This window comes from Sphingomonas sp. SphC10 (genome assembly GCF_057004845.1).
In genome coordinates this window covers 2,266,208-2,288,411 of record NZ_CM168044.1, presented here as the reverse complement: position 1 = coordinate 2,288,411, position 22,204 = coordinate 2,266,208, and the positions used below count along the sequence as shown (strand labels likewise).

27 protein-coding genes are annotated in these 22,204 nt (G+C 66.2%); 9 read left to right on the top strand and 18 right to left on the bottom strand.

Annotation, left to right across the window (positions count from 1 at the left end; all coding sequences use genetic code 11):
- The first annotated feature begins 334 nt into the window (after positions 1–334).
- Positions 335–877 carry an ATP-dependent protease subunit HslV gene (gene hslV / locus ACWKSV_RS10465; RefSeq protein WP_056437183.1) on the top strand — a complete coding sequence of 181 codons (543 nt, stop codon included), beginning with the start codon at positions 335–337 and terminating at the stop codon, positions 875–877.
- A 13-nt stretch (positions 878–890) separates the two neighbouring features.
- Positions 891–2,186: an ATP-dependent protease ATPase subunit HslU gene (hslU, locus tag ACWKSV_RS10460; RefSeq protein ID WP_056436846.1), complete on the top strand. Its 1,296-nt coding sequence runs from the start codon at positions 891–893 to the stop codon at positions 2,184–2,186.
- A gap of 167 nt (positions 2,187–2,353) precedes the next feature.
- On the opposite strand, the gene ACWKSV_RS10455 is transcribed toward hslU, so the two are convergent.
- From ACWKSV_RS10455 to ACWKSV_RS10410, 10 genes are all read right to left on the bottom strand, one after another.
- Positions 2,354–2,722, bottom strand: a complete 369-nt coding sequence (locus ACWKSV_RS10455; protein ID WP_076717447.1) for a hypothetical protein — start codon at positions 2,720–2,722, stop codon at positions 2,354–2,356.
- Positions 2,722–3,150 carry a hypothetical protein gene (locus ACWKSV_RS10450; protein WP_083706706.1) on the bottom strand — a complete coding sequence of 143 codons (429 nt, stop codon included), beginning with the start codon at positions 3,148–3,150 and terminating at the stop codon, positions 2,722–2,724. Before ACWKSV_RS10450 ends, ACWKSV_RS10455 begins: the two co-directional genes overlap by 1 nt.
- 34 nt (positions 3,151–3,184) lie before the next feature.
- On the bottom strand, positions 3,185–3,901 hold the full coding sequence (gloB, locus tag ACWKSV_RS10445) for a hydroxyacylglutathione hydrolase (RefSeq protein ID WP_083706705.1): 717 nt from the start codon (positions 3,899–3,901) through the stop codon (positions 3,185–3,187).
- Between the two features lie 10 nt (positions 3,902–3,911).
- Positions 3,912–4,328 (bottom strand): VOC family protein, encoded by a 417-nt coding sequence (locus tag ACWKSV_RS10440; RefSeq protein ID WP_076717443.1) that lies wholly within the window; start codon positions 4,326–4,328, stop codon positions 3,912–3,914.
- A gap of 90 nt (positions 4,329–4,418) precedes the next feature.
- The gene (locus ACWKSV_RS10435; RefSeq protein WP_076717441.1) at positions 4,419–5,183 is read right to left on the bottom strand and encodes a tetratricopeptide repeat protein; all 765 of its coding nucleotides are present in this window, start codon (positions 5,181–5,183) and stop codon (positions 4,419–4,421) included.
- Positions 5,180–5,908, bottom strand: coding sequence for an alpha/beta hydrolase (locus ACWKSV_RS10430; RefSeq protein ID WP_076717439.1), 729 nt, complete (start codon positions 5,906–5,908; stop codon positions 5,180–5,182). The genes ACWKSV_RS10435 and ACWKSV_RS10430 overlap by 4 nt, the downstream gene beginning before the upstream one ends.
- Before the next feature lie 397 nt (positions 5,909–6,305).
- Entirely contained in the window at positions 6,306–6,560 is a 255-nt protein-coding gene (locus ACWKSV_RS10425) for a DUF6356 family protein (protein ID WP_056436864.1), read from the bottom strand.
- Between the two features lie 61 nt (positions 6,561–6,621).
- Positions 6,622–6,837, bottom strand: a complete 216-nt coding sequence (locus ACWKSV_RS10420) for a helix-turn-helix transcriptional regulator (RefSeq protein WP_443026369.1) — start codon at positions 6,835–6,837, stop codon at positions 6,622–6,624.
- Entirely contained in the window at positions 6,819–7,226 is a 408-nt protein-coding gene (locus tag ACWKSV_RS10415) for a hypothetical protein (protein WP_076717437.1), read from the bottom strand. Before ACWKSV_RS10415 ends, ACWKSV_RS10420 begins: the two co-directional genes overlap by 19 nt.
- 64 nt (positions 7,227–7,290) lie before the next feature.
- Entirely contained in the window at positions 7,291–8,682 is a 1,392-nt protein-coding gene (locus ACWKSV_RS10410; protein WP_076717435.1) for a UDP-N-acetylmuramate--L-alanine ligase, read from the bottom strand.
- A gap of 74 nt (positions 8,683–8,756) precedes the next feature.
- Here ACWKSV_RS10410 and ACWKSV_RS10405 point away from each other — a divergent pair, with 74 nt between their 5' ends.
- The 5 genes from ACWKSV_RS10405 (at position 8,757) to infC (ending at position 13,827) form a co-directional block, all read left to right on the top strand.
- On the top strand, positions 8,757–9,572 hold the full coding sequence (locus ACWKSV_RS10405) for an LD-carboxypeptidase (RefSeq protein ID WP_076717433.1): 816 nt from the start codon (positions 8,757–8,759) through the stop codon (positions 9,570–9,572).
- 417 nt (positions 9,573–9,989) lie between these two features.
- Positions 9,990–10,184 carry a con-10 family general stress protein gene (locus tag ACWKSV_RS10400; protein ID WP_056436877.1) on the top strand — a complete coding sequence of 65 codons (195 nt, stop codon included), beginning with the start codon at positions 9,990–9,992 and terminating at the stop codon, positions 10,182–10,184.
- Positions 10,185–10,317: 133 nt separating this feature from the next.
- Positions 10,318–11,067, top strand: a complete 750-nt coding sequence (locus ACWKSV_RS10395; RefSeq protein WP_172839693.1) for an EAL domain-containing protein — start codon at positions 10,318–10,320, stop codon at positions 11,065–11,067.
- Positions 11,068–11,175: 108 nt separating this feature from the next.
- Positions 11,176–13,179 (top strand): threonine--tRNA ligase, encoded by a 2,004-nt coding sequence (gene thrS / locus ACWKSV_RS10390; protein ID WP_076717431.1) that lies wholly within the window; start codon positions 11,176–11,178, stop codon positions 13,177–13,179.
- Between the two features lie 114 nt (positions 13,180–13,293).
- Positions 13,294–13,827: a translation initiation factor IF-3 gene (gene infC, locus ACWKSV_RS10385; protein WP_037569087.1), complete on the top strand. Its 534-nt coding sequence runs from the start codon at positions 13,294–13,296 to the stop codon at positions 13,825–13,827.
- Positions 13,828–14,476: 649 nt separating this feature from the next.
- Here infC and ACWKSV_RS10380 read toward each other — a convergent pair.
- Positions 14,477–14,947, bottom strand: a complete 471-nt coding sequence (locus tag ACWKSV_RS10380; protein ID WP_076717429.1) for an Lrp/AsnC family transcriptional regulator — start codon at positions 14,945–14,947, stop codon at positions 14,477–14,479.
- Between the two features lie 128 nt (positions 14,948–15,075).
- Here ACWKSV_RS10380 and ACWKSV_RS10375 point away from each other — a divergent pair, with 128 nt between their 5' ends.
- Positions 15,076–16,143 carry a Glu/Leu/Phe/Val family dehydrogenase gene (locus ACWKSV_RS10375; RefSeq protein ID WP_076717427.1) on the top strand — a complete coding sequence of 356 codons (1,068 nt, stop codon included), beginning with the start codon at positions 15,076–15,078 and terminating at the stop codon, positions 16,141–16,143.
- A 404-nt stretch (positions 16,144–16,547) separates the two neighbouring features.
- Here the strand turns inward: ACWKSV_RS10375 and ACWKSV_RS10370 are convergent, their stop codons facing one another.
- From ACWKSV_RS10370 to ACWKSV_RS10355, 4 genes are read right to left on the bottom strand one after another with little or no spacing between them, the layout of a single operon-like run.
- A complete protein-coding gene (locus ACWKSV_RS10370) occupies positions 16,548–16,988 on the bottom strand; it encodes a hypothetical protein (RefSeq protein WP_237243435.1) in 441 nt (146 codons plus the stop codon).
- 58 nt (positions 16,989–17,046) lie between these two features.
- A complete protein-coding gene (locus ACWKSV_RS10365) occupies positions 17,047–17,589 on the bottom strand; it encodes a demethoxyubiquinone hydroxylase family protein (protein ID WP_076717425.1) in 543 nt (180 codons plus the stop codon).
- A complete protein-coding gene (locus ACWKSV_RS10360; RefSeq protein WP_056436893.1) occupies positions 17,586–18,080 on the bottom strand; it encodes a disulfide bond formation protein B in 495 nt (164 codons plus the stop codon). The genes ACWKSV_RS10365 and ACWKSV_RS10360 overlap by 4 nt, the downstream gene beginning before the upstream one ends.
- Before the next feature lie 2 nt (positions 18,081–18,082).
- Complete coding sequence (locus ACWKSV_RS10355; RefSeq protein WP_076717423.1) at positions 18,083–19,447, bottom strand: S41 family peptidase; 1,365 nt, start codon at positions 19,445–19,447, stop codon at positions 18,083–18,085.
- A gap of 152 nt (positions 19,448–19,599) precedes the next feature.
- Between ACWKSV_RS10355 and ACWKSV_RS10350 the strand changes: the two genes are divergently transcribed.
- Positions 19,600–20,166: a hypothetical protein gene (locus ACWKSV_RS10350; RefSeq protein WP_076717422.1), complete on the top strand. Its 567-nt coding sequence runs from the start codon at positions 19,600–19,602 to the stop codon at positions 20,164–20,166.
- Between the two features lie 19 nt (positions 20,167–20,185).
- Here the strand turns inward: ACWKSV_RS10350 and ACWKSV_RS10345 are convergent, their stop codons facing one another.
- Genes ACWKSV_RS10345 through rsfS form a run of 3 tightly spaced genes read right to left on the bottom strand, consistent with a single transcriptional unit; the run spans position 20,186 to position 22,197 of the window.
- Positions 20,186–21,346 carry a murein hydrolase activator EnvC family protein gene (locus ACWKSV_RS10345; protein WP_076717420.1) on the bottom strand — a complete coding sequence of 387 codons (1,161 nt, stop codon included), beginning with the start codon at positions 21,344–21,346 and terminating at the stop codon, positions 20,186–20,188.
- A gap of 4 nt (positions 21,347–21,350) precedes the next feature.
- Positions 21,351–21,773, bottom strand: coding sequence for a 23S rRNA (pseudouridine(1915)-N(3))-methyltransferase RlmH (locus ACWKSV_RS10340; protein ID WP_076717418.1), 423 nt, complete (start codon positions 21,771–21,773; stop codon positions 21,351–21,353).
- A gap of 19 nt (positions 21,774–21,792) precedes the next feature.
- A complete protein-coding gene (gene rsfS, locus ACWKSV_RS10335; RefSeq protein WP_042483930.1) occupies positions 21,793–22,197 on the bottom strand; it encodes a ribosome silencing factor in 405 nt (134 codons plus the stop codon).
- Between the last annotated feature and the right edge of the window lie 7 nt (positions 22,198–22,204).

Here is a 22,204-nt window from a genome sequence, read left to right as displayed (position 1 = left end):
CGCGCTCTCCGAGCGCTTCACCCCTCACCCAGCTCCGACTAGGCCTTTGCTCCCGCAAAGACCAAGTCTGCGCAACCCTCTCCCCTCCGTGAGGGGCGAGGGAAGAAGGGCATGGCCTTCGACCTAATTCAGGCGAAACGGGGATGGGTGCGTCGGGCGGTGGGAACTGCCGGCCCCCACAACGCGATCCGGGTTTCCCCGTCCTACGGCCGGCAGATTCACCGTGTCACGCGCGACGCGGTTCACGGGTTAGCTTAGCATGACACGCCGGGCAATATTGAACCCATGCCCAACCGACTCCATATCGCCGCGCATGAGCGGGAATGAACACGCCATGCCCACCTGGCATGGCACGACGATTTGCTCGGTGCGCCGTGGCGGCCGGGTGGTGGTGGCCGGGGACGGTCAGGTTTCGATGGGCCAAACGGTCATGAAGCCCAATGCGCGCAAGGTCCGGCGGCTGGGCGATGGCTCGGTCATCGGCGGCTTTGCGGGCGCGACGGCGGATGCCTTCACCCTGTTCGAGCGGCTGGAGGCCAAGCTGGAGCGGCATAACGGCCAGTTGCTGCGCGCGGCGGTCGAACTGGCCAAGGACTGGCGGACCGACAAGTTCCTGCGCAACCTGGAGGCGATGATGATCGTCGCCGACAAGGACGTGACGCTGATCCTGACCGGCAATGGCGACGTGCTGGAGCCGGAGAACGGCATCTGTGCGATCGGATCGGGCGGCAACTACGCGCTCGCGGCGGCCCGCGCGCTCGTCGACTATGAACAGGATGCAGAGACGATCGCGCGCAAGGCGATGGCGATCGCCGCCGATGTCTGCGTCTACACCAATGACCGCGTCACGCTCGAAGCCATCGACGGCGCGAACTAATCCGAAAGCTCCCATGAACGACCAGCTGACCCCTAAGGCGATCGTCGCCGCGCTCGACGCGCACATCATCGGCCAGGCCGACGCCAAGCGCGCCGTCGCCGTGGCCATGCGCAACCGCTGGCGTCGCCAGCGATTGGGCGCAGATTTGCGCGACGAGGTAACGCCCAAGAATATCCTGATGATCGGCCCGACGGGCTGCGGCAAGACCGAGATCAGCCGCCGTCTGGCGAAGCTCGCCGATGCACCCTTCGTGAAGGTCGAGGCGACCAAGTTCACCGAGGTCGGCTATGTCGGCCGGGATGTCGAGCAGATCGCACGCGACCTGGTCGAGGAGGCGATCCGGCTCGAAAAGGAACGCCGCCGCGTCGCGGTGAAGGACAAGGCGGAAGAGGCGGCGATGAACCGCCTGCTCGATGCTTTGGTCGGCAAGGATTCCAGTCAGGCGACGCGCGAGGCCTTTCGTCAGCGCTTCCGCGACGGCCATCTCGACCAGACCGAGATCGAGATCGAATTGGAGCAGGCGCAGGCGACGCCGTTCGAGATCCCCGGTGCCGCGCCGCAGATGATCAACCTGTCGGAAATGATGGGCAAGGCGTTCGGCGGCCAGCCGCTCAAGCGCCGCAAGCTGACCGTCTCCGCCGCCTGGACCAAGCTGGTCGAGGAAGAGGCCGACAAGCGCCTCGACCAGGACGAGGTCAGCCGCGCCGCGCTAGCCGATGCCGAGGCGAACGGGATCGTCTTCCTCGACGAGATCGACAAGATCGCGGTCAGCGACGTACGCGGCGGATCGGTCAGCCGTGAGGGCGTGCAGCGCGACTTGCTGCCGCTGATCGAGGGGACGACGGTTGCGACCAAATATGGCCCGATGAAGACGGACCATATCCTGTTCATCGCGTCCGGCGCCTTTCATGTCGCCAAACCATCCGATCTGCTGCCCGAACTTCAGGGCCGTCTGCCGATCCGGGTCGAGCTGAAGGCGCTGACGGAGAGCGACTTCGTCGCGATCCTGTCGGACACCAAGGCGTCGCTGCCTGCCCAGTACAAGGCGCTGATCGGTACCGAGGGGGTGGAGATTTCGTTCACCGAAGACGGCATCGCCGCGATCGCGCGGATCGCGGCGGAAGTGAACGGCCAGGTCGAGAATATCGGCGCGCGGCGGCTCCAGACGGTGATGGAAAAGCTGTTGGAGGAGATCAGCTTCGAGGCGGAGGATCGTCAGGGTTCGACGCTGACCGTGGATGCGGCCTATGTCGACAAGCAACTGTCGGCGGTGGCGCGGAATACGGATCTGAGCCGGTTCGTTCTGTGATCCGGGGGAGGGCTCGGTGAGACACCGAGCCCTCCCCCATCCCCTCCCGCCTGCGGGAGGGGCGTGCCCAGGCCGTGGCGTATGCGTTGAGTCGCAACATTTGGTCTTGCCGCTCCCCTCCCGCAAGCGGGAGGGGATGGGGGAGGGCAGGCCCCAAGCAAAAACGCTTATTTCTCCACCCGATCATACGGCACGAACCCGTCGAAGAAACACCATGCCGACGGGATCGACAGCCCCTGCTGCAACACGCGGAACCGGTCGTTCCGACAGACCTGCGATCCCCAGCGGTCGATCAACAGCGTGTTGAACGGCTGAATACCAAAGCACTGGCCGCGGACCTTGGCCCGCCAGACGCGACGCCCTGCATTGATGACGATCACGTCCTTTTCCGCGATCACCGGCCCCGACATGGTCGTGCTGGTGTCGACGCATTGCGACGGTGGCCCGGCCACGCGCCCGGCAAACGGGTCGGACTTGGCCGCCGACAGGGTCAAGGTCAGGCCCAGCGCGGCGGCGATGGCGGCCTTGCCGCGCATCAGCCCTGCTTCCGATAGGGGATGAACTCATTGAAACTGCAACTGCCGGTAAAGAAGCCGGAGGTGCGGTCGACCGTCTGCGCGATGTCGCCCGAACAGAGCTGACCCGTGGTCGTGCGGGTCACGAAGATGTTGTTGCCCGACCCGCCGACATCGCTGCACCCGCCCGCCGTCCGGCTGACATATTTCAGACGCGGCGACACGGTATAGACGATGGTCGGGCCATACGACCGTACCTGCTGCGTCCGGTACTGGCTGATGCACTGGGTCGGCGCGCCCGGCGTCAGGCCGCGAAGCGCTTTATCGAGATCGGCACGCTCGGTCTGGGCGCGCTGCTCGACCTGTGCCTTTTGCGCCGGGGTGAGCGTACAGGCGCTCAAGCCCGCCATGGGGATCAGAACAGGTAACAACGTCACGATACGCATCATTCCGTCTCCGTCTAAACGCCCCTGTAGCAATGGCTTAACCCTTGAACGCGTCCTTGGCTGCACGGCGCTGCGCCAGTTCGTCCGCGTCGACCGAGCGGAGAAAGGGGTTGGTGGCCCGCTCCAGCGCGATCGTCGTCGGAATGGTCGGCTCGCCCTGTTCGCGCATCGCGACGACATCGGCCAGCCGCTCGGCGATGGCGTCATTGTCGGGCTCGACGGCGGCGGCGAAGCGGGCGTTGGACAGGGTGTATTCGTGGCCGCAATAGACGCGCGTGTCGCCCGGCAGCCCCGCGAACCGGCGCATATTGGCGTGCATCTGCGCCGCCGTGCCCTCGAACAGCCGCCCGCATCCCATGGCGAACAGCGTGTCGCCGGTGAAGATCGTCGCCCGGTCGGCGATGTGAAAGGCGATATGGCCCGCCGTATGGCCCGGCACCGACCAGATGGTCGCCACCGCATCACCGACCGCGATGGTGTCGCCTTCGTCCAGCAACGCGTCGAGCCCGTCGATCTTCGCCGCCTCCGCCGCCGGACCCGCGACGCGGGCCCCTTGCGCCTTCAACGCGGCGGCACCGCCGACATGATCGGGATGCCAATGGGTCAGCCAGACCTGATCGATCGTCCAGCCACGCGCGGCCGCCGCCGCCGCGACGGGCGCGGCCTCGCCGGGGTCGAGCGCGACGGTCTGCCCGGCGTCATGGATCAGCCAGGCATAATTGTCGGAAAGGACGGGGACTCGAACGATTTCCATCGAAAGCCTCTTACCAGCTTCCGACATTGGGCATCGAGACCCAGGGTTCGGCCGGAGGCAGCGCACCGTCCTGCAACAGTTCGATCGAGATGCCGTCGGGCGTCTTGACGAAGGCCATATGCCCGTCGCGCGGGGGGCGGTTGATGATGATCCCGGCATCCATCAGCCGCTGGCACGTCGCGTAGATATCGTCGACGCGGTAGGCGAGGTGCCCGAAATTGCGACCGCCGGTATAGATTTCGGGATCCCAATTGTGGGTCAGCTCGACCTCGGCCCGGCCTTCGTCGCCCGGCGCGGCCAGGAAGATCAGCGAGAAACGGCCGCGTTCATTGTCCACGCGGCGGACTTCCTTCAGGCCCAGCAGCTCGAAAAAGCGGATGCTGGCGTCGAGATCGCTGACCCGGATCATGGTGTGGAGATAGCGCATCGGTGGTTCTGCCTGTTCAACGGGGCCGCTCGGGCGGGACAGCCATGCTATCCCGAACGGGAAAGCATGACCTTTACGTGCGATAAGGGATTAGCGGGACGGGAATTGCGAAAGCGCCTTGGCCGTCTCGGCGCGGATCGGGCTGTCGGGCGGGGCGAGGCGGGCGGCCTCGCTCCACGCCTTGCGGGCGCCCGCCTCGTCGCCCGCAACGGCGGCGATGTTGCCCGCCTCCAGCTGGACGCTGGGATCGTCGGCGGATCGGGCCAGCGCTTGGGCGATATCCTTTTGCGCACGGGGCAGGTCCTTCATCCGCCGCGCCAGCGTCGCCGAGAGCAGCCAGGCGAGCGGATCGGCAGGCGCGTTGGTCAACGCGGCGTCCAGATCGGTACGCGCGGCGGCCATCTGCCCGCCCGCCACCGAGGCCCGCGCCCGGTCGAGCTGCGCCTCGCCCAGCGCGAAGCCGCTCAACTCGCCTGCCGCCAGTGCAGCATCCAGCGCGGCGCGGGCATGGGTGGCGTCCCCGGCAGCCAGAAAGGCATTGCCCGCCTGCGCCCAGTAATTGGCGGCGCGCACGTCATGCGCGGTCTCGGCGGCGCGGGCGGCCTGTTCGAAGGCGCTGGCGGCGGCGCTCCAGCTGCGCTCGGCCGCAAAGGCAAGGCCCAGGCATTGCTGCGCAAAATAGTCGCCGCCCGCCAGGCGCCATTTGCCCGCCTCGACCTTGGCCGCCGCGGGATTGGTGTCGGCCAGCGTCACGCAGCGCTGATAGCGCGCCTCGCGCGGGTCGGTCGGCAGGGGCGGCGTCTTGGCGGGGGCGGACTGTACGGCGGCGGCCAGCGCCAGGGAGAGCAGGATCATAGGCGGTGCAACACGTCCTCGACGGCCCGGATCAGCAGCGCGATATCGGCATCGCGCGACAGCCGGTGGTCCCCGTCCTTGATCAAGACAGTCTGCACATCGGCTGAACGGAACAGCTGCGCCAGATGGGTGGTCCGCTGCCAGGGCACATCGGAGTCGGCCATGCCCTGAAGCAGGCGGACCGGCCCGTCGAACGCGATGGAGCCGAACGTGAGGCGATTGGCCTCGCCCGACGACCAGAAACGGCGGGTATAGATGGTGGGGGCGGGGCCGTAAGGATTGGGCCGCTCCAGCCGCCCGGTCTGGAGGATCGTCATCTTCTCCTCTTCGGAAAAGCCCCAGTCGGTGAAGTCGGGCGCAGGCGCGATGCCGACCAGCGCCTGGACTTGTTCGGGGCGTGCCTTGGCGGCGAGCAGCATCAACCAGCCGCCCATCGACGATCCGACCAATATGGCGGGTCCCTTCACCACATCGTCGAGCATCGCGACCACGTCGTCCCGCCAGTCGACCAGCGCCTGATCCTCGAACGCGCCCTCCGACTCGCCGCAGCCGCCATAGTCGAAGCGCAGGAAGGCCCGGCCGTTCGCCTGGGCCCATGCCTCCAGCGCCAGCGCCTTCGACCCCTGCATGTCCGAGGCATAGCCGGGCAGGAACACGATCGCGGGGCCGGTCCCCGGCGTCCAGTGATGGGCGAGCTTGGGGCGGGGTGTGGGCGTGTCGGTCATGCCACCGGATTTAAGATGCGAGGGAGGGATTGCAAAGCGGACGCTTCGATCTCCCTCATCAGTCCTAACCTCCGTTCAGCCTGAGCGAAGTCGAAGGCCACTCCATGGCATTGCCAAGCAACCCCGTGGAGAGAGGGCATCCCTTGGCCTTCGACTGCGCTCAGGCCGAACGGATGTGGAGGAGTGCGCCGCGCGGCGAGGACTGCCAGTCCCTCGCAAGCGATCCCGAAAGTCTTCGGTCCTACGGCAGCCAGATTCACCGTGTCACACGCGACGCCTGACGGAATTAGGCTTGGCTGGTGCCAACGGCAAGCGGCTTGAACCCACCCCATTCCTCCCCAAGCTCGCTTGGGGAGAGGGACCGCTCGCGTCAGCGAGGGGTGAAGGGGCACCCCCCTCAGATCACATATTCGACACTCTTCATCTGCGCCTGCGCGGCCTGTTTCTTGCGCCGCTTGGCCACCATCTCGGCATGGAGCCGGGCAACCGTGTCGCTGCCCGTCGTGGTGCACAGTCCCGGCACCACCGCATGGACGATCGCGCCCAGCCCGCCCAGGATCATGATCCCCCCGAACCGTGCTGCGACACCGAAATGCTCGACATAGCTTTCGCCGACGCTTTCGGGATGTTCGGTAAACAGGCGACGGAACATGACGGGCGTTCTCCTATGGCCGTTGGCGTCGATCCTATCATGGCGATGGGAATGGGCCAAATCAGCCTTTGGACGGGCTGACGAAGATGTCCTCGATCGCGCAACCGAACAGCTCGGCGATCTTGAAGGCGAGGGGGAGCGAGGGATCGTAGCGCCCCGTTTCGATCGCGTTGACGCTCTGGCGGCTGACCTCCAGCCGCTCGGCCAGGTCCTGCTGGCTCCAGCTGCGTTCGGCGCGCAGGGTGCGGAGGTGGTTGTTCACGTGCGCGCCCGCCATTCCGTCAATGCGTTGACACAGCCGCCCAGCCCGAAGCCACCAAACCAAAGGACGGTCGTCCAGTAACCTTGGGTGTGCTCCACAAGACCGAAGCCCTCCAGAAACCCCCATGCCGTCGAAACGGACAGGGCAAAGCCGGTTGCGATGAGCGACTGTCGCACGAGAAGCATCCGGACATATTCGTCGCGCATCTCCACCAGCAACCGGCCGATCACGACGAAGACGCCCATGATCGGCAGCGCGGGCAGGATGGCGACCAGATAGGCCAGCGGGCCTGAGGGAGGCGCATGACGGAACCACATATTCGCGCCGATCAGAGCGACGGCATAGAGCGTCATCGTCACCAGCAGGCGGCGGGTATATCGCTTCATTTCAGGTTGCAGGCGCATCACGAACCTCCCTCGTATGTGAAGGAGGCTTTACATGGAAAGTTTGCTTTACGTCAAGCGTCCTTTACGTCGCTGCCAGCTGCTCCACCATGTCCTGCGCCAGCAGGCTGAGCGTGTCGTCACGCGCGCCCATCACCACGATACGGTCGCCTTCCTGCGCTTCGGCCACCAGCGCCGCCGCCGCCTCGGCACGGTCGGCGATGTGACGGGCATCCAGCCCATGCGCGCGCAGGTCGGCGACGATGTCGGCGCTGGTCACCTCGCGTGCGACGGTGCCGCCGAAATAGGCCGGATCGGGAATCGCCAGCACGTCGTCGGGCTTCATCCGCGCGGCGATGCTGTCGACCAATTCGGTCCGCATGACCTTGAGCGGGCCATAACCGTGCGGTTGGAACAGGATCAGCAACCGACCGGCAAAGGCGTGGAGCGTGTCGAGCGTCGCGGCGATCTTGTCGGGGTTGTGGCCGAAATCGTCGATGACGGTGACGCCCTTCGCCTCGCCGACCTTCTCGAACCGGCGTTTCAGGCCGGTGAAGCGCTCGACCGCGCGGATCGCATCGATCAGCGGCACCCCCGCCGCCACGCTCGCCCCAATGGCGGCCAGCGCGTTGGAGACATTGTGGCGGCCCGGCACCGATAGCCGGACATGATAGCCCGCCCCCCCGGTGATCAGGTCGAATTGAATCGCGAAGGGTTCGGGCTTCAACGCCTCGGCGACCAGATCGGCTGCCCCCTCCACCGCAAAGGTGGTGAGGTTGGGGATGTCGGCCAGCAAGGCCGCCGTCTCGGCATCGCCCGCATTCGCCACGACATGGCGCGCGCGCGCCGCGAATCCGCCGAACAGGTCGCGCAATTCCTCCAGCGACTTATGGTCCAGGCTGACATTGTTCAGCACCGCGATGGCTGGATTATAGAGTGCGATCGAGCCGTCGCTTTCGTCCACCTCGCTGACGAACGCCTCGCCGCCGCCGACCAGCGCGCTGGCAAAGGGGCTGTCGGGCGAGACGAAATCCTTCATCACCGCGCCGTTCATCGCGGTCGGATCGCGCCCCGTTTCGTGTAGGATGAAGGCGATCATGCCGGTGACGGTCGACTTGCCGCTGGTCCCCGCGACGCCGATGGGCAGCGCGCTCTCGTTGAACAGGCTTGCGAGCATCTGCGCGCGGGTGGCGCGGGCGCAGCCCAGCCGATTGGCGGCAACGATGTCGGGCACCGTCTCCTCGACGGCGGCCGAGGCGATGACGAGCTGGTCGGCCGAGGTCACGCCCGATCCGTCCTGTGGGAACAGCGCGATCCCGGCGGCGCGCAGCGCGTCGAACTTGGCGGCGACGCGCCCCTGATCCAGTCCCCGGTCGGAGCCCGCCACCGTCCAGCCGCGCGCGCGCAGGATCATCGCCAGCGGCATCATGCCCGATCCGCCGATACCCACCAGAAAACAGGAATTGCCGTTGGTCATGGCGCCACGCTATCGGCGGTAATGCGGCACAGGGCAATGCCCCGCCGGATCGGCAGCCAAGGGGGTACGCCAGAATGAAGATCGGAATCCTCGCCCCCGCCAGCATCGGCAACCCCGCCGCCGAAGCCCCGGTCAGTGCCTTCGCCGCGATCGCCTATCCGGATGTCGACCTGATCTTCCACCCGCAATGCTATGAGCAGGACGGCCATTTCGCCGGGTCCGACGAACGCCGCGCCTCGGCCTTTCTGGAGTTCGCCAATGACCCCGGCATCGACGCGATCTGGTTCTTGCGCGGCGGCTATGGATCGAACCGCATCCTGTCGCGGGTCATGCCGAATCTGAACGCGGCGGCGGGGCACAAGACCTATATCGGCTATTCCGACCTCGGCTTCGTACTGGCGGCGCTTTACGCGCGGCGGATCGGACGGCCGGTCCATGGTCCGATGGCAAGCGATATTCGCCGCCAGCATGGCGACGCGACGGTGGCGCGCTCGCTCGGCTGGCTGGTGAGCGGCGACCGGCAGGGGCTGGAGCCGGGCCTCGACGGCCGCCCGGCGGCGGCGTTCAACCTGTCGATCCTCCATGCGCTGATCGGCACGCCCTGGCTGCCCGACCTGACCGACCATGTTCTGATGATCGAGGAAGTGTCGGAGCATCTCTATGCCGTCGACCGGATGCTGTTCACCATGGCCAACGCCACCCAGCTGAAGGGCGTGGCGGGCGTCCGGCTGGGCGCGGTCAGCAACGTCCAGGCCAACGAGCCCGAATGGGGCGAGACGCTGGAGTTCATGATCCAGCGCTGGTGCACCGAGATGGGCGTGCCCTATCTGGGGCGGGCGCGGATCGGTCATACGCAGGACAATCATCTGGTGCCGTTCGGGATCGCGTGAGGGAAGGCGATAAAGGCATGGCGCTTGGCCCATGCATCGCACGGACCGCGATGGCGCAGACAAACCCGCCCTCGTGAATCCCGGTCTCCGCCACCGCACCGCCGGTTCGTATCGACCTGTCACCTGTGCCCATCGGCGGCAAGGTCACGGCAATGGCGGCCTGCCCAATCGATCAATAGGGACCGGCTGCGCCGCGCGATATTGGCGAAGACAATGATGTGGTTCGCCCCGTTATTTTGGGCTTCGCCCCTGTGGCTGATAATGATATGGGTCAGGATTGTTGAAGTTCGTACCGCTTCGCTCCATTAAACAGATCATGATCTGCCACTTATGCAGAATATAATTGTTGCGCGGATTTCCGAAACTTGAGGGTCCGCCGCTTCGTCTTTGCGCTGCGGGGGCAGTAGGAGAGACAAGATGGCCAATAGCAATGGCGGCGGCGGCCGCGAGAACAATCCGGGCAACTTCGCCAACGACCGCGAAAAGGCATCCGAAGCAGGACGCAAGGGTGGTCAGGAAAGCGGCGGCAATTTCAAGAACGACCCCGAACGCGCGGCCGAGGCCGGGGCAAAGGGCGGACAGGCCAGTCACGGCGGCGGCCAGCAAGGTTGACGCCCAGGTCCTGAACCTTGCGGCGGCGGTGGATACGGACCACCGCCGCCCTTTTTCCGGGCAAGCGCCTTGCACCGGAAAAATCCGGTGAAGCAAGGCGTTAACCAATTCCAACTAGCCGGGGGGCATGGAAATGCGCAAAATTTGCAGTGGATGCCGCGACGGTGTCGATTTCGAGATTCCGTTCACGATGGCATTCCAGCCGATCGTCGACACCATGACCGGTCGTCCCTTTGCCTATGAGGCGCTGATCCGGGGCCTGGGGGGCGAGGGCGCGTATAGCGTGCTGTCGCAGGTGAACGAGGCGAACCGCTATTCCTTCGACCAGGCGTGCCGGGTGAAGGCGATCGAAACAGCGATGGCGGCGGGAATCATGGACGGCGATGCGCGGCTGTCGATCAACTTCCTGCCCAATGCCGTCTATTCGCCAATGGCCTGTATCCAGCTGACCCTGCGCACCGCCCGGGCGCAGGGGCTGCCCGTCGATCGGCTGATCTTCGAGTTCACCGAGAACGAGGAGATGGGATCGCCCGAACATGTCGCGAGCATCATCGATTCCTACAAGCAGATCGGCTTTTCGGTCGCGATCGACGATTTCGGCGCGGGCCATTCGGGGCTCGACCGGTTCATGCGCTTCGCCCCCGACGAGGTGAAGCTGGACATGGAACTGGTCCGCGACATCGACACCGATCCCCGCCGCCGCGCCATCGTGCGCGGGGTGGTCGGCATGTGCGCCGAACTCGACACGCTGCTGATCGCCGAGGGGATCGAGACGGCGGCCGAGGCCGCGACGCTGCGCGATCTTGGCGTGCGCTATCACCAGGGTTACTGGTATGCCCGGCCCGCGCTGGAGGTACTGCCGGAGATCCGGGCGCAGGGCTGAGCGCCACCCCATATACCTGCCCATATACCTAATCGGGATTCTTCCCTATAGAGCCCCTCGCGCCGGGTTCCGCTGGCGCATCACCAGCCCTAATCGAAGAGAGTATCCATGTCCGCGATGTTCCGTATCACGCTGCCCGACGGTTCCGTCCGTGAGGTCGCGCCCGGAACTACTCCCGCGGACATCGCCGCCGCGATCGGTCCGGGCCTGGCCAAGGCGGCGATCGCCGCGCGCGTCGATGGCGAACTGCGCGACATCATGCGCCCGTTCGAGGGCGACTCCGCGCTGGCGCTGGTGACCGCGAAGGACGAAGCCGACGCGCTCGAACTCGCCCGCCACGACTATGCGCATGTCCTCGCCGAGGCGGTGCAGGCGCTGTTCCCCGGCACGCAGATCACCTTCGGTCCCGCGACCGATGACGGCTTCTACTACGATTTCGCGCCCAAGGATCGCCCCTTCACCGAGGAGGACCTGCCCGCGATCGAGGCCGAGATGCGCAAGATCATCGCCAAGGACGAGCCGCTGATCCGCGAGGTCTGGACCCGCGAGCAGCTGATCGAGCGCTGGACGGCGCAGGGCGAGAGCTTCAAGGCCGAATGGGCCGCCGAGCTGCCCGATGACGAGGAACTGACCGTCTACCGTGCGGGCAAGGGCGAGGATGCCTGGCTCGATATGTGCCGCGGGCCGCACCTCGCCTCGACCGGCAAGCTCGACCCCAATGCCTTCAAGCTGACCCGCGTGTCGGGTGCCTATTGGCGCGGCGACCAGAAGAACGCGATGCTCAGCCGCATCTACGGCACCGGCTGGCTCAACAAGAAGCAGCTCGCCGAGCATCTGACCCGCCTGGAAGAAGCCGCCAAGCGCGACCATCGCAAGCTGGGCAACGAGATGGACCTGTTCCACCTCCAGCAGGAGGCGCATGGCTCGGTCTTCTGGCACCCCAAGGGCTATCGCATCTGGCGCGAGCTGGAGGCCTATATGCGCCGCGCGATCGACGCGGGCGGCTATCGCGAGGTGAAGACCCCGCAGGTCATGGACGCGCGCCAGTGGGAGCAGTCGGGCCATTGGGGCAAGTATCGCGAGAACATGTTCGTGATCCCCGACGAGGTGCCGAACGTCGAGGACGAAGGCCCGCTGGTGTCGGACGATGCGCAGTGGATGGCGCTGAAGCCGATGAACTGCCCGGCGCACGTCCTGATCTTCCGCCAGGGGATCAAGTCCTATCGCGATCTGCCGCTGCGCTTCTATGAGAATGGCTGCTGCCACCGCAACGAGCCGCATGGCGCGCTGCACGGTCTGATGCGCGTGCGCCAGTTCACCCAGGACGACGCGCACATCTTCTGCCGCGAGGACCAGATCGTCGAGGAGGTTCGCGCCTTTTGCGAACTGGCGGACCGGATCTACAAGGATTTCGGCTTCACCTATTCGATCAAGCTGGCGCTGCGTCCCGAAAAGCGCTTCGGCACCGAAGAGATGTGGGACATGGCCGAGACCGAGCTGCGCGACGCGGTCGTGCGCGCGGGGCTCGCGACCGAGCAATATGGCTGGGAAGAGCTGCCGGGCGAGGGCGCCTTTTATGCGCCCAAGCTGGAGTGGCATCTGACCGACGCGATCGGCCGCACCTGGCAGGTCGGCACCATCCAGTCGGACCGGGTTCTGCCCGAGCGACTTGATGCGTCCTATATCGGCGAGGATGGCGAGCGGCATCGCCCGATCATGCTCCACCGCGCGATCTTCGGCTCGTACGAGCGGTTCATCGGCATCCTGATCGAACATTATGCGGGCCGCTTCCCCGTCTGGCTGGCGCCGGTGCAGGCGGTGGTCGCGACCATCGTGTCGGACGCCGATGGCTATGCGGAGGACGCGGCGGCCAAGCTGGCGGCGGCGGGCATCCGCGTCGAGACGGATCTGCGCAACGAGAAGATCAACTACAAGGTGCGCGAGCACTCGGTCGCCAAGGTCCCCGTGCTGCTGGTCGTCGGCAAGCGCGAGGCCGAGGAAGGCAAGGTCGCCGTCCGTCGTCTGGGCAGCCAGGCGCAGGAGATCATGACGCTGGACGAAGCCATCGCCATGCTGCGCGAAGAGGCGACCCCGCCCGATCTGCGCGGCTGAATCCGCGCGAAGTAACGACAAGGGCGGGACGTTTGTCTCGCCCTTTCAAATTCGGGCCCGATCGCTTATATTGAAATCGTAATTGCCACAGGAGAAATACCCATACGTCCTCCCATGATGCGCCGTCCGATGCAGGCGCCGCCGATGAACGGTCCTCGGTTCAACGAGTGGATTCAAAGCCCCAAGGTTCGCGTGATCGACCATGAGGGCGAGAATCTCGGCGTGATGTACACGCGCGAGGCGATGGCCCAGGCCCAGGAGCTCGGCCTCGACCTGGTCGAAGTGTCGCCGAACGCTGACCCGCCCGTTGCCAAGTTCCTCGACGTCGGCAAATATAAGTACGAGGCGCAGAAGAAGGCGAACCTCGCCCGCAAGTCGCAGAAGACGCAGGAGATCAAGGAGATCAAGATGCGTCCGAACATCGACGACCATGATTACGACACCAAGATGAAGAAGGTGGTCGAATTCATCGGCGAGGGTGACAAGGTGAAGGTCACCATGCGCTTCCGCGGTCGCGAGCTGAGCCACGGCCAGCTGGGCATGAACGTGCTCCAGCGCGTCGCCGAGCAGGTGGCCGAGGTCGCCAAGGTCGAAGCCTATCCGCGCATGGAAGGCCGCCAGATGCTGATGGTGCTGGCCCCGAAGTGATGCGCGGCGACTCGGGGGCTTCCCAGGTCGCGCGATGCTTTTGAAAACCCCCGGTGGCCCGACGGGCTGCCGGGGGTTTTTGTTTTGGGCGTGCGTGGAGAATGTCGAATCTGGACCTCCGCTCAGCCTGAGCGACGAAGGTTCGAGCCTGACGACAATGCCTTGAATCAACGTGAGCCCCTCCCCTTTAGGGGAGGGGTTGGGGTGGGGCCGTTCCCCGAACGTCGCGCTTGCGGAAGCGCCCCACCCCCGACCCCTCCCCTGAAGGGGAGGGGGCATTTCATGTAATTTATGCCTGAAAACTTCGCGCTTCAGGAAATGGCATCAACAGTCTCGATCTAGAGCGGATCGACATTCAGCCATGCCCTTCTCCCCTCGCCCCTCGCCCCTCATAGAGGGGAGAGGGTTGCGCAGACTTGGCCTTTGCGAAGCAAGGCTTAGTCGGAGCTGGGTGAGGGGTGCTGCGCTCGCATCCGCGAGCGCGCGAGCCGAAGGCTCGCTCAACCCCTACCCAAGCTGCGCTAGCCAGCAGGGTTAGCGGAAGAGCCTGGACGGTTGGTCGGTTCCAGCGCGGGGCGTGCACTTCGACTACGCTCAGTGCGAACGGTGCGGGGGCCGTGTGACAGGCCTCAATGACAAGGGGAGGGCCTCACCCGGCAATCGGCAGCGACGTGGTCGATTTGATCTCCGACAATGCCACCGTCGAGTTGATTTCCTGCACCCCGGGCAGGTTCGACAGTTTTTCAAAGAACAGCCGCTCATAGGATTCGATATCCGCCGCCACGATGCGCAGCATGAAGTCGACCGAGCCCATCAACACATGGCATTCCATCACCTCCGGCACCTCGCGGATGGCGGCGGTGAACTCGTCGAGATTGGCGCGGCCATGGGCGTTGAGCTTCACCTGCGCAAAGATCTGCGCCTTCAGCCCCACCTTGGCGCGATCGACCAGTGCGACCCGGCGCTTGATGATCCCGTCACGCTCCAATCGGTCGATCCGCCGCCAGCAAGGCGACGCCGACAGGCCGACGGCTTCGGCGATGGCGGCCGTTGACAGGCTGGCATCCTCTTGCAGCAGAGCAAGGATGCGTCGTTCCCAGATGTCGAGATAGTGAGACATTTCATCCTCTAATTGGATATTATGGGGTCATATTAACCGATAAATCGACATTCGCCTAACCAATCGGATCAGTTTCGCCTCTCGCGCTGGGCTATCTCCATGTCAGAGAAAGTTCAGGGATACGAACGATGCTGCACCCAGCCCAAGACCGCCAGAGCCTGCCGCCCGAAGAGGTGGTGACGTTCCACGACAAGGACAGCGGCGCGAGCGGCGTCATCGTGCTTCACTCGACCACGCTCGGCCCGGCGGCGGGCGGGTGCCGGTTGTGGCATTATGCCGACGATCGCAGCGCGACGGTCGATGCGCTGCGGCTGGCCGAGGGCATGGCGTTGAAGAATGCGCTGGCCGATCTGCCCTTTGGCGGCGGCAAGGCGGTCATCCGCCTGCCCCAGGGACCGTTCGACCGCGCCGCGATGTTCCGCGCCTTCGGGCGTCAGGTCGCCGAACTGAAGGGTCGCTATGTTACCGCCGAAGATGTCGGGACCAGCGTGGCGGATATGGCAGAGGTCGCCACGCGCACCCGCCATGTCGCCGGGCTTCCGGTTTCCGGGCAGAAGCCCGGTGGCGATCCCTCACCCTGGACGGCGCTGGGTGTGGTTCAGGCCATGCGTGTGGCGGTGCGCCAGCGGCTGGGCGCGGAGCTGTCCGACGTGACGGTCGGCGTTCAGGGGCTGGGCCATGTCGGCTATGCGCTGTGCGAACTGCTCCACGAACAGGGGGCCAAGCTGATCGTGGCGGAACCGCGCAGCGAGGTGGCGGCGCGCGCGGCCGACCGGTTCGGCGCGATGGTCATGAGCAGCCGGGCGCTGCTGTCGGCGCGCGTCGACGTGCTCGCGCCCTGCGCATTGGGCGCGGTGCTGGACGCTGATACGATCGCCCAACTGCGCGCGAGCGTGGTGTGCGGGGCGGCCAACAACCAGCTGGCGAGCGAGGACATGGCCGAACGGCTGGCCGCGCGTGACATCCTCTATGCTCCGGACTTCCTGGCGAATGCGGGCGGGATCATCAATGTGGCGGGCGAATATCTGGGCTGGCGCACGACCGAGGTGCGGCGGCGGGTCCTGGCCGTCGGGCGGAAGATGGGAGCGGTGCTGGCGCTTGCCGAGCAGAACAGCATCACGCCGGACGAGGCCGCGCGTGCGATAGCGCTGGAACGGATCGCGCAGGTGCCGCGTGTGCAGGCCGTGGCGGCCTGAGGGACGATGGGGCTTATCCGTTGCAGTCTGATGGGTGGCAGGTCCGGCATCGGCCCAGCCGCCGGAGTCTGGCGTGTGCTTCGACTTGGCTCAGCGTGAACGGAGGTTGGGAATGGTGGCGGGGCGAGGGGGCAGGTCTGCCCTGACCATTATCGGTCTATTTTCTCATCCCCGTTCGGCCTGAGCGAAGTCGAAGGCCAAGGACCGACATCGCCAAGACATCCGGATCGCGCTTCAGCCTCGTCCAAGGCGAAAGGCTGGCGTTTTGCAGCGTGCCACCCCGGCGAAGGCCAGGGTTCAGCTGCGGTCCGATCGAAGTCCCCGCCCGCGCTTTCCCACCTCGATCCCGGCCTTCGCGGAAATTGTGCGAACGAGCGGGCAAGGGTTACTCCGCCACGAGAAAATCACGGATTCCGCGGTTCCTCGTCACGCCTGCGCTGGGCGTTGATCGCGCGGTTCTCTCGCGCGCGCTGGACGAAGCAGCCGGTCGCGCCGCCTGCGCCGACCGCCGAGCAGCTGCCGATGCTGTTGACGCCCGCACCCTCGTTCAGCGTGCCCGTCGCCCGCGCCGCCCAGCTCTCATTCTCGGGCGTGACCTGCAGGTCGCGCAGTTCCTTGGGCACGCGGAACTGTTCCTCCGCGCCACGCCGGACGCAGACCACGATCTCGTTGCCCTGATTGTCCGTCGGGCAGCGTTCGTTGCCGAACAGGGTCAGCACGCCGTTGACCGGCGCATTGCGGGATACCTCGCCGGGGGCCTCGATCTTCTTGGGCGGAAGCGCGCCGGGGGCGGCGACCTGCTGCGCCGTCGCGGGGGCAGCGCCGATGCCTGCGATCGTCATCATGGCCAACATGCCGGCGGCCCGGGACCGGTTCGTCATCCTCTCTCTCCCGCAATATCGTTCAGAGGCGCTTGGCCGCCGCGATCGCGACCTTACACCCCGCCCGGATCAGTCCGTACATCACCGGATAGGCGATCGCCTCTTCCGCGCCCGCGCCCAGTGCATGGTCGCGATGCTCCAGTTCCTCGGCCTGGAAATCGGCGATGGCCTCCGACAATTCGAGGTCGCTATCGCCCAGCTGGTCGCGCTGTTCCTGGTAATGCTTGTCGATTTCGGTCTCGACCGCCGCGGTGCAGGCCATGGCCGCCTTGGGCCCGATCGCCGCGGTGATCGCGCCCAGCGCGAAACCGGCCTTGTCCCAGAAGGGCTGAAACAGGGTCGGGCGCACCCGGCGCTCGGCGATCATCCGGTCGAAAAAGGCGCGGTGGCGCTCTTCCTGCTCGGCCATGTGGTGGATCGCGCGTGCAAAGGGATGCCGGTCGCCCAGCACCGCCAGCTGCCCGGCATAGATGCGGGTCGCGCCATATTCCCCGGCCTGGTCCACCCGGACCATCGCCTTCGTCGATTCGCGCCGGTCGCCCGGCATCCAGCGAAGCTGGCTCATCGCGCCTTCCTCATCAACAGCAGGATCGCCACCGCACCGCCCAGCGAGAAGATCGCGTTGAACCCGGCGAGCGAAATCCCGCCCAAGGTCCATTGCGCCACATCGCAACGGATGACCGGCGCCTTCAAAATCGCGTTCAGCCGGTCGGCGGCGCTCCCGCCCGTGAAATCCACCGTCGAGGTGCAAGCGGTAAAGCCCTGCCACCAGCCATATTCGACCCCGGCATGGGCGACACCGATCGCCCCCGACACCGCGATCAACAACGCGGCGAGCACGACAAGCGATCCCCGGATGCTGCGCTGGGGCACGAAGAAGGCGAGGAAGGCGGGCACCAGCGCGGCATAATGCGGCCAGCGTTGCCAATGGCACATCTCGCACGGGTACAGCCCGCCGATCAGCTGGCTGCCCCAGGCTCCCGCCAGCAGCGCGGCGGGCAGGGCGAAGGCGATGATGTTCGCCAGTCTCTCGTTGCGGGTGCGGGCGACGGCCATGATCACTTCACCGGCGGCTTGGTGGCGGCGGCGACCTGGGTCGGGCCGCCCAGACGCGCGACGGTCTTCAGCGCATAATAGAGCTGGAAGTCCTCGATCCCCTGTTTCTTCAGTACCTCGGGCGTGGCGGCGAAGCGCGGATCGGCCTTGGTATCTTCTTCCAAGATCGAATTGTCCGCCTTCACCTCGTTGATCAGGTGGCGGCGCAGATCGGCCTCGCGGAAGACGGGGCGCGTCTTGTAATCGGGATCGGAAATCTGCGGCACCTTGATGTCGGGCTCGATCCCGCCCTCCTGCACCGAGCGGCCCGACGGGGTGTAGTAGCGCGCGGTCGTCAGGCGGAGCGCCGTCTCCGGCCCCAGCGGCAGCAGCGTCTGGACCGATCCCTTGCCGAAGCTGCGCTCACCCATCACCAGCGCGCGGTGATGATCCTGCAGCGCGCCCGCGACGATCTCGGAGGCCGAGGCGGTGCCGGAGTTGGTCAGCACGATCACCGGCAGGCCATGCGCGTCGTCGCCGGGCTTGGCGTAATAACGCTCGATATCCGACTTTTCGCGGCCGCGCTGCGACACGATCTCGCCATGGTCGAGGAACGCGTCGCTGACCGCGATCGCCTGGGTCAGCAGGCCGCCGCCATTGTCGCGCAGATCGACCACATAGCCCAGCGGCCGATGCCCCAGCGCCTTGTCGATCGCCATGATCGCCGCGCGCGTGTCGGCGCCGGTGTTTTCGGAGAAGGTGTTGATGTTGATATAGCCGACATCGCCCTTCACCTCCCACTTCACCGGACGCTGGACGATGACTTCGCGGGTCAGGGTCAGCTCGATCGGCTTGTCGCGGCCGGGGCGCACGACGGTCAGCTTGATCTTGGTGCCGGGCTTGCCCCGCATCTGGCCGATCGCCTCGTCCAGCGACTGGCCATAGATCAGCTTGCCGTCGATATGGGTGATGTAATCGCCCGACTTCACGCCCGCGCGGCCCGCCGGGGTATCCTCCTGCGGCGCGATGACCTTGATCGCGCCATCCTCCATCGAGACGGTCAGGCCCAGCCCGCCATAATTGCCCTCGGTCTGGATCTTGAGGTTGTCGAAGTCGAGCGCGTCGACATAGCTGCTATGCGGATCGAGCGCCGCCAGCATCCCCTGGATCGCACCCTTGATCAGCGTGTCGTCGTCGACCTTGTCGACATAATCGGCCTTGATCCGGTTGTAGACGTCGAGGAACCGGTCGAACTGGCGGACGGTCGAACTGTCCACCGCCGCCATCGCGGAGGTCGTGATCGGCACCATGGCCAGCGCGCCGACAAGGGCAGTAGCAGTCAGAAGCGGACGGTTCGGCAGCGGAAGTCTGAAAAGCGGGCGGGGCATCGAGGGTCCTGGACCAGATAAGCAGACCGCCTGTGTAGCGGGAAGCCGGACGCAATCAAAGCGCAACCGTGCTGAACGGGGGGTGAGCGCGACTGATCCTTTGCAGGGGCAGCGCGCTTGCCAACTGGCCTGCTCCTGAGCGACAAAGCCCCATGCTGATCGCCCTTCTGTTCGCTGCCGCCGCGCCCGACTGCACCTATGATCGCGCTGCCATGATGGCCTTGCCTCAACAGGCGTTCGATCAGGAGCTCGGCGGTTGGCGAAGCCTGTCTATGCGTGGTTGCGAGGCGGAGGCGGCGGATCTCATTCGAGACTGGCGCGAGAAGAACAAGCCCGAACGCCATGCGAGCATTCTTTACTGGCACGAGGGCCAGCTACGCGCCAATCTGGGCCAACGCGCCGCGGCGATCACCCTGTTCGAACGGTCGCGCAAGAGCGTTGAAGACGACCATGGCATGGGTTGGAACCTCTATGTCGACAGCAGCATCGCATTTCTTCAGCGTAATCGCCCGGCGTTTGACAAATGGCATGCTGCACTGGCGGCATTACCCAAGCCGGAAGGTTTCGATCCGCGCGGCCCCGATGGAAAGCCGATTGCCATCGCCTGGCCGATGAACTTGAACGTACTCGACGGCTTTGCCCGGTGCTGGGACAAGTCCTACAAAGAGGCCTATGGTATGTGTGCGGTGCCGAACCGGATCATCAAGACGGGCGGTTGATCCGTTCCCTTCGTTCGCCTCATCCCAATATCGCGGCAATATCCATCGGGCGCCCGTCGCGGCGCAATTCGACCGTCACGCGCGGCTCGACACCGCCTCGTCCTCGTCCCGCACGGCCTAGGACCGCCCCCGCCGCGACATGGTCGCCGGGTTTGACCGCGATGCCGCCCAGGCCGGTTACCAGGCTGGTCCAGCCGGTGCCGTGATTCAGGATGACGATCCCGCCATAGCCCCGGAACGCGCCCGCATAGCGGACCTCGCCGCCTGCGGGGGCGAGGACCGGCGCATAAGGGACGGTCGACAAAGTGATGCCGCGCGCCCGCACGCCCGAATCGGAAATTTCACCGAAGCCGCCGGTGACCCGTCCTTTCACCGGCAGGCGATAGGTGTCCGGGGGGATCACCGGGCCCATGATGCCTGCCCCGAGCGGGCGCGAGACGGGGCCGGGGAGCGCGAGCAATTCGCCCGCCATGGCCTGGGCCTCGCCGCGTTCGGCCATGCGGTCGACGATGTCGCGCGCCGCTTCGCCCAGCGCCAGCGCGCGGTTGGATTCGTCGATCGCCACCTGCCCCAGCGCCTCGGCCCGACCGCGATGGTTCGCCTCCAGCTTGGCGAGCGCCTGGCGTTCGCTTTCCAGCTTGGTGGTGGTCGCCGCCAGCGCGCGTGCCGCGACCGTCACCTGCGCACGGACGCGGCGGGTGGCGGCCAATTCGGCGCGGACGGTCGCGGAACGCTGGGCGATGACGGGGGCGATGGTCGCGAAGACCGCGCGGACATGCGCCAGATCGGCGACCGAGCCGGGCTGCGCCACAGCCGCCACCGGCGGGCGCGCGGCCATGCTCTGCATCGCGGCCAACAGATGGGCGAGCGGCGCCTGCGCCTTGGCCAGCTTCGCCTGTTGCTGCTCCAGCAACCCGGCCACCAGATCGACCCGTGCCCGCGCCGCCGTCACCTCGGCCTCGGCCGCCGCGACCCGGGCGGCCATCGCGCGCTCTTTCGCCTGGGCGATGGCGGCGGCGTTGCGTTCGGCTCCGGCCTGTTGCTCCAGCGCCTGGGCACGCGCCTTTGCCGCCGCCGCACCCGCTCGCGCATCGGCCAGCCGTCGCTGGTCGGCGGCGATGTCGGTCGCGCCGAGCAGCGCCAGGGCCGCCAGCGCCAGCACGCCATGCCGCCGCCTCACGCGTTCAGCCTTCGCGGTGATAGGGGTGATTGGCGAGGATGCTGGTCGCACGGAACAGCTGTTCGGCCAGCATCGCGCGCGCCATCATGTGCGGCCAGGTCGCCCGGCCATAGGAGATGAGCAGGTCGGCGCGCGCCCGGTCGGCATTTTCGAACCCGTCCGCCGCGCCGATCATGAAGCGGCACTCGCGCACGCCATCGTCACGCCAGCGCTCCAGCCGACGCGCGAAATCCATCGAGGACAAGTTCTCGCCCTTCTCGTCCATCAGGACCAGACGCGCCTGTCCCTCCAGCGGCGGGACCTTGCCGCCGGTGTCGGGGAGTTCGGTGACCTTGGTCGGCCAGCCGATCCGCTTGATATAGCGGTCGACCAGCTCGGCCTCGGGCGAACGGCCGATCCGCCCGCGCGCGACGATATGCAGCAGCACGGGCGGACCTTGGCGTGAATCAGGGGTTACGGTCGGCCGGGCTGGCCGGGGGAGTCGGCGCGTCGCCGAACGCCCACATGCGCTCCAGATTGTAGAAGCTGCGGACCTCGGGCCGGAACAGGTGGACGATGACGTCGTTCGCGTCGATCAGCACCCAGTCGGCGGTCGGCAGACCCTCGATCCGGACCGAGCGGCCGAACTCGGCCTTGATCTTCTCGGCGAGTTTCATCGCCATCGAGGCGACCTGCCGGGTCGAGCGACCGCTGGCGATCACCATGAAATCGGCAATCGACGATTTGCCCGCGAGCGGGATCGAGATCGTCTCCACCGCCTGGTCGTCATCCAGCGACGCGAGGATCAGGCGATGCAGCGCCTCCACCTCGGCGGGATCGGACGGACGCGGCGATTGCGGGGAAGTGGCCAAGTGAGCT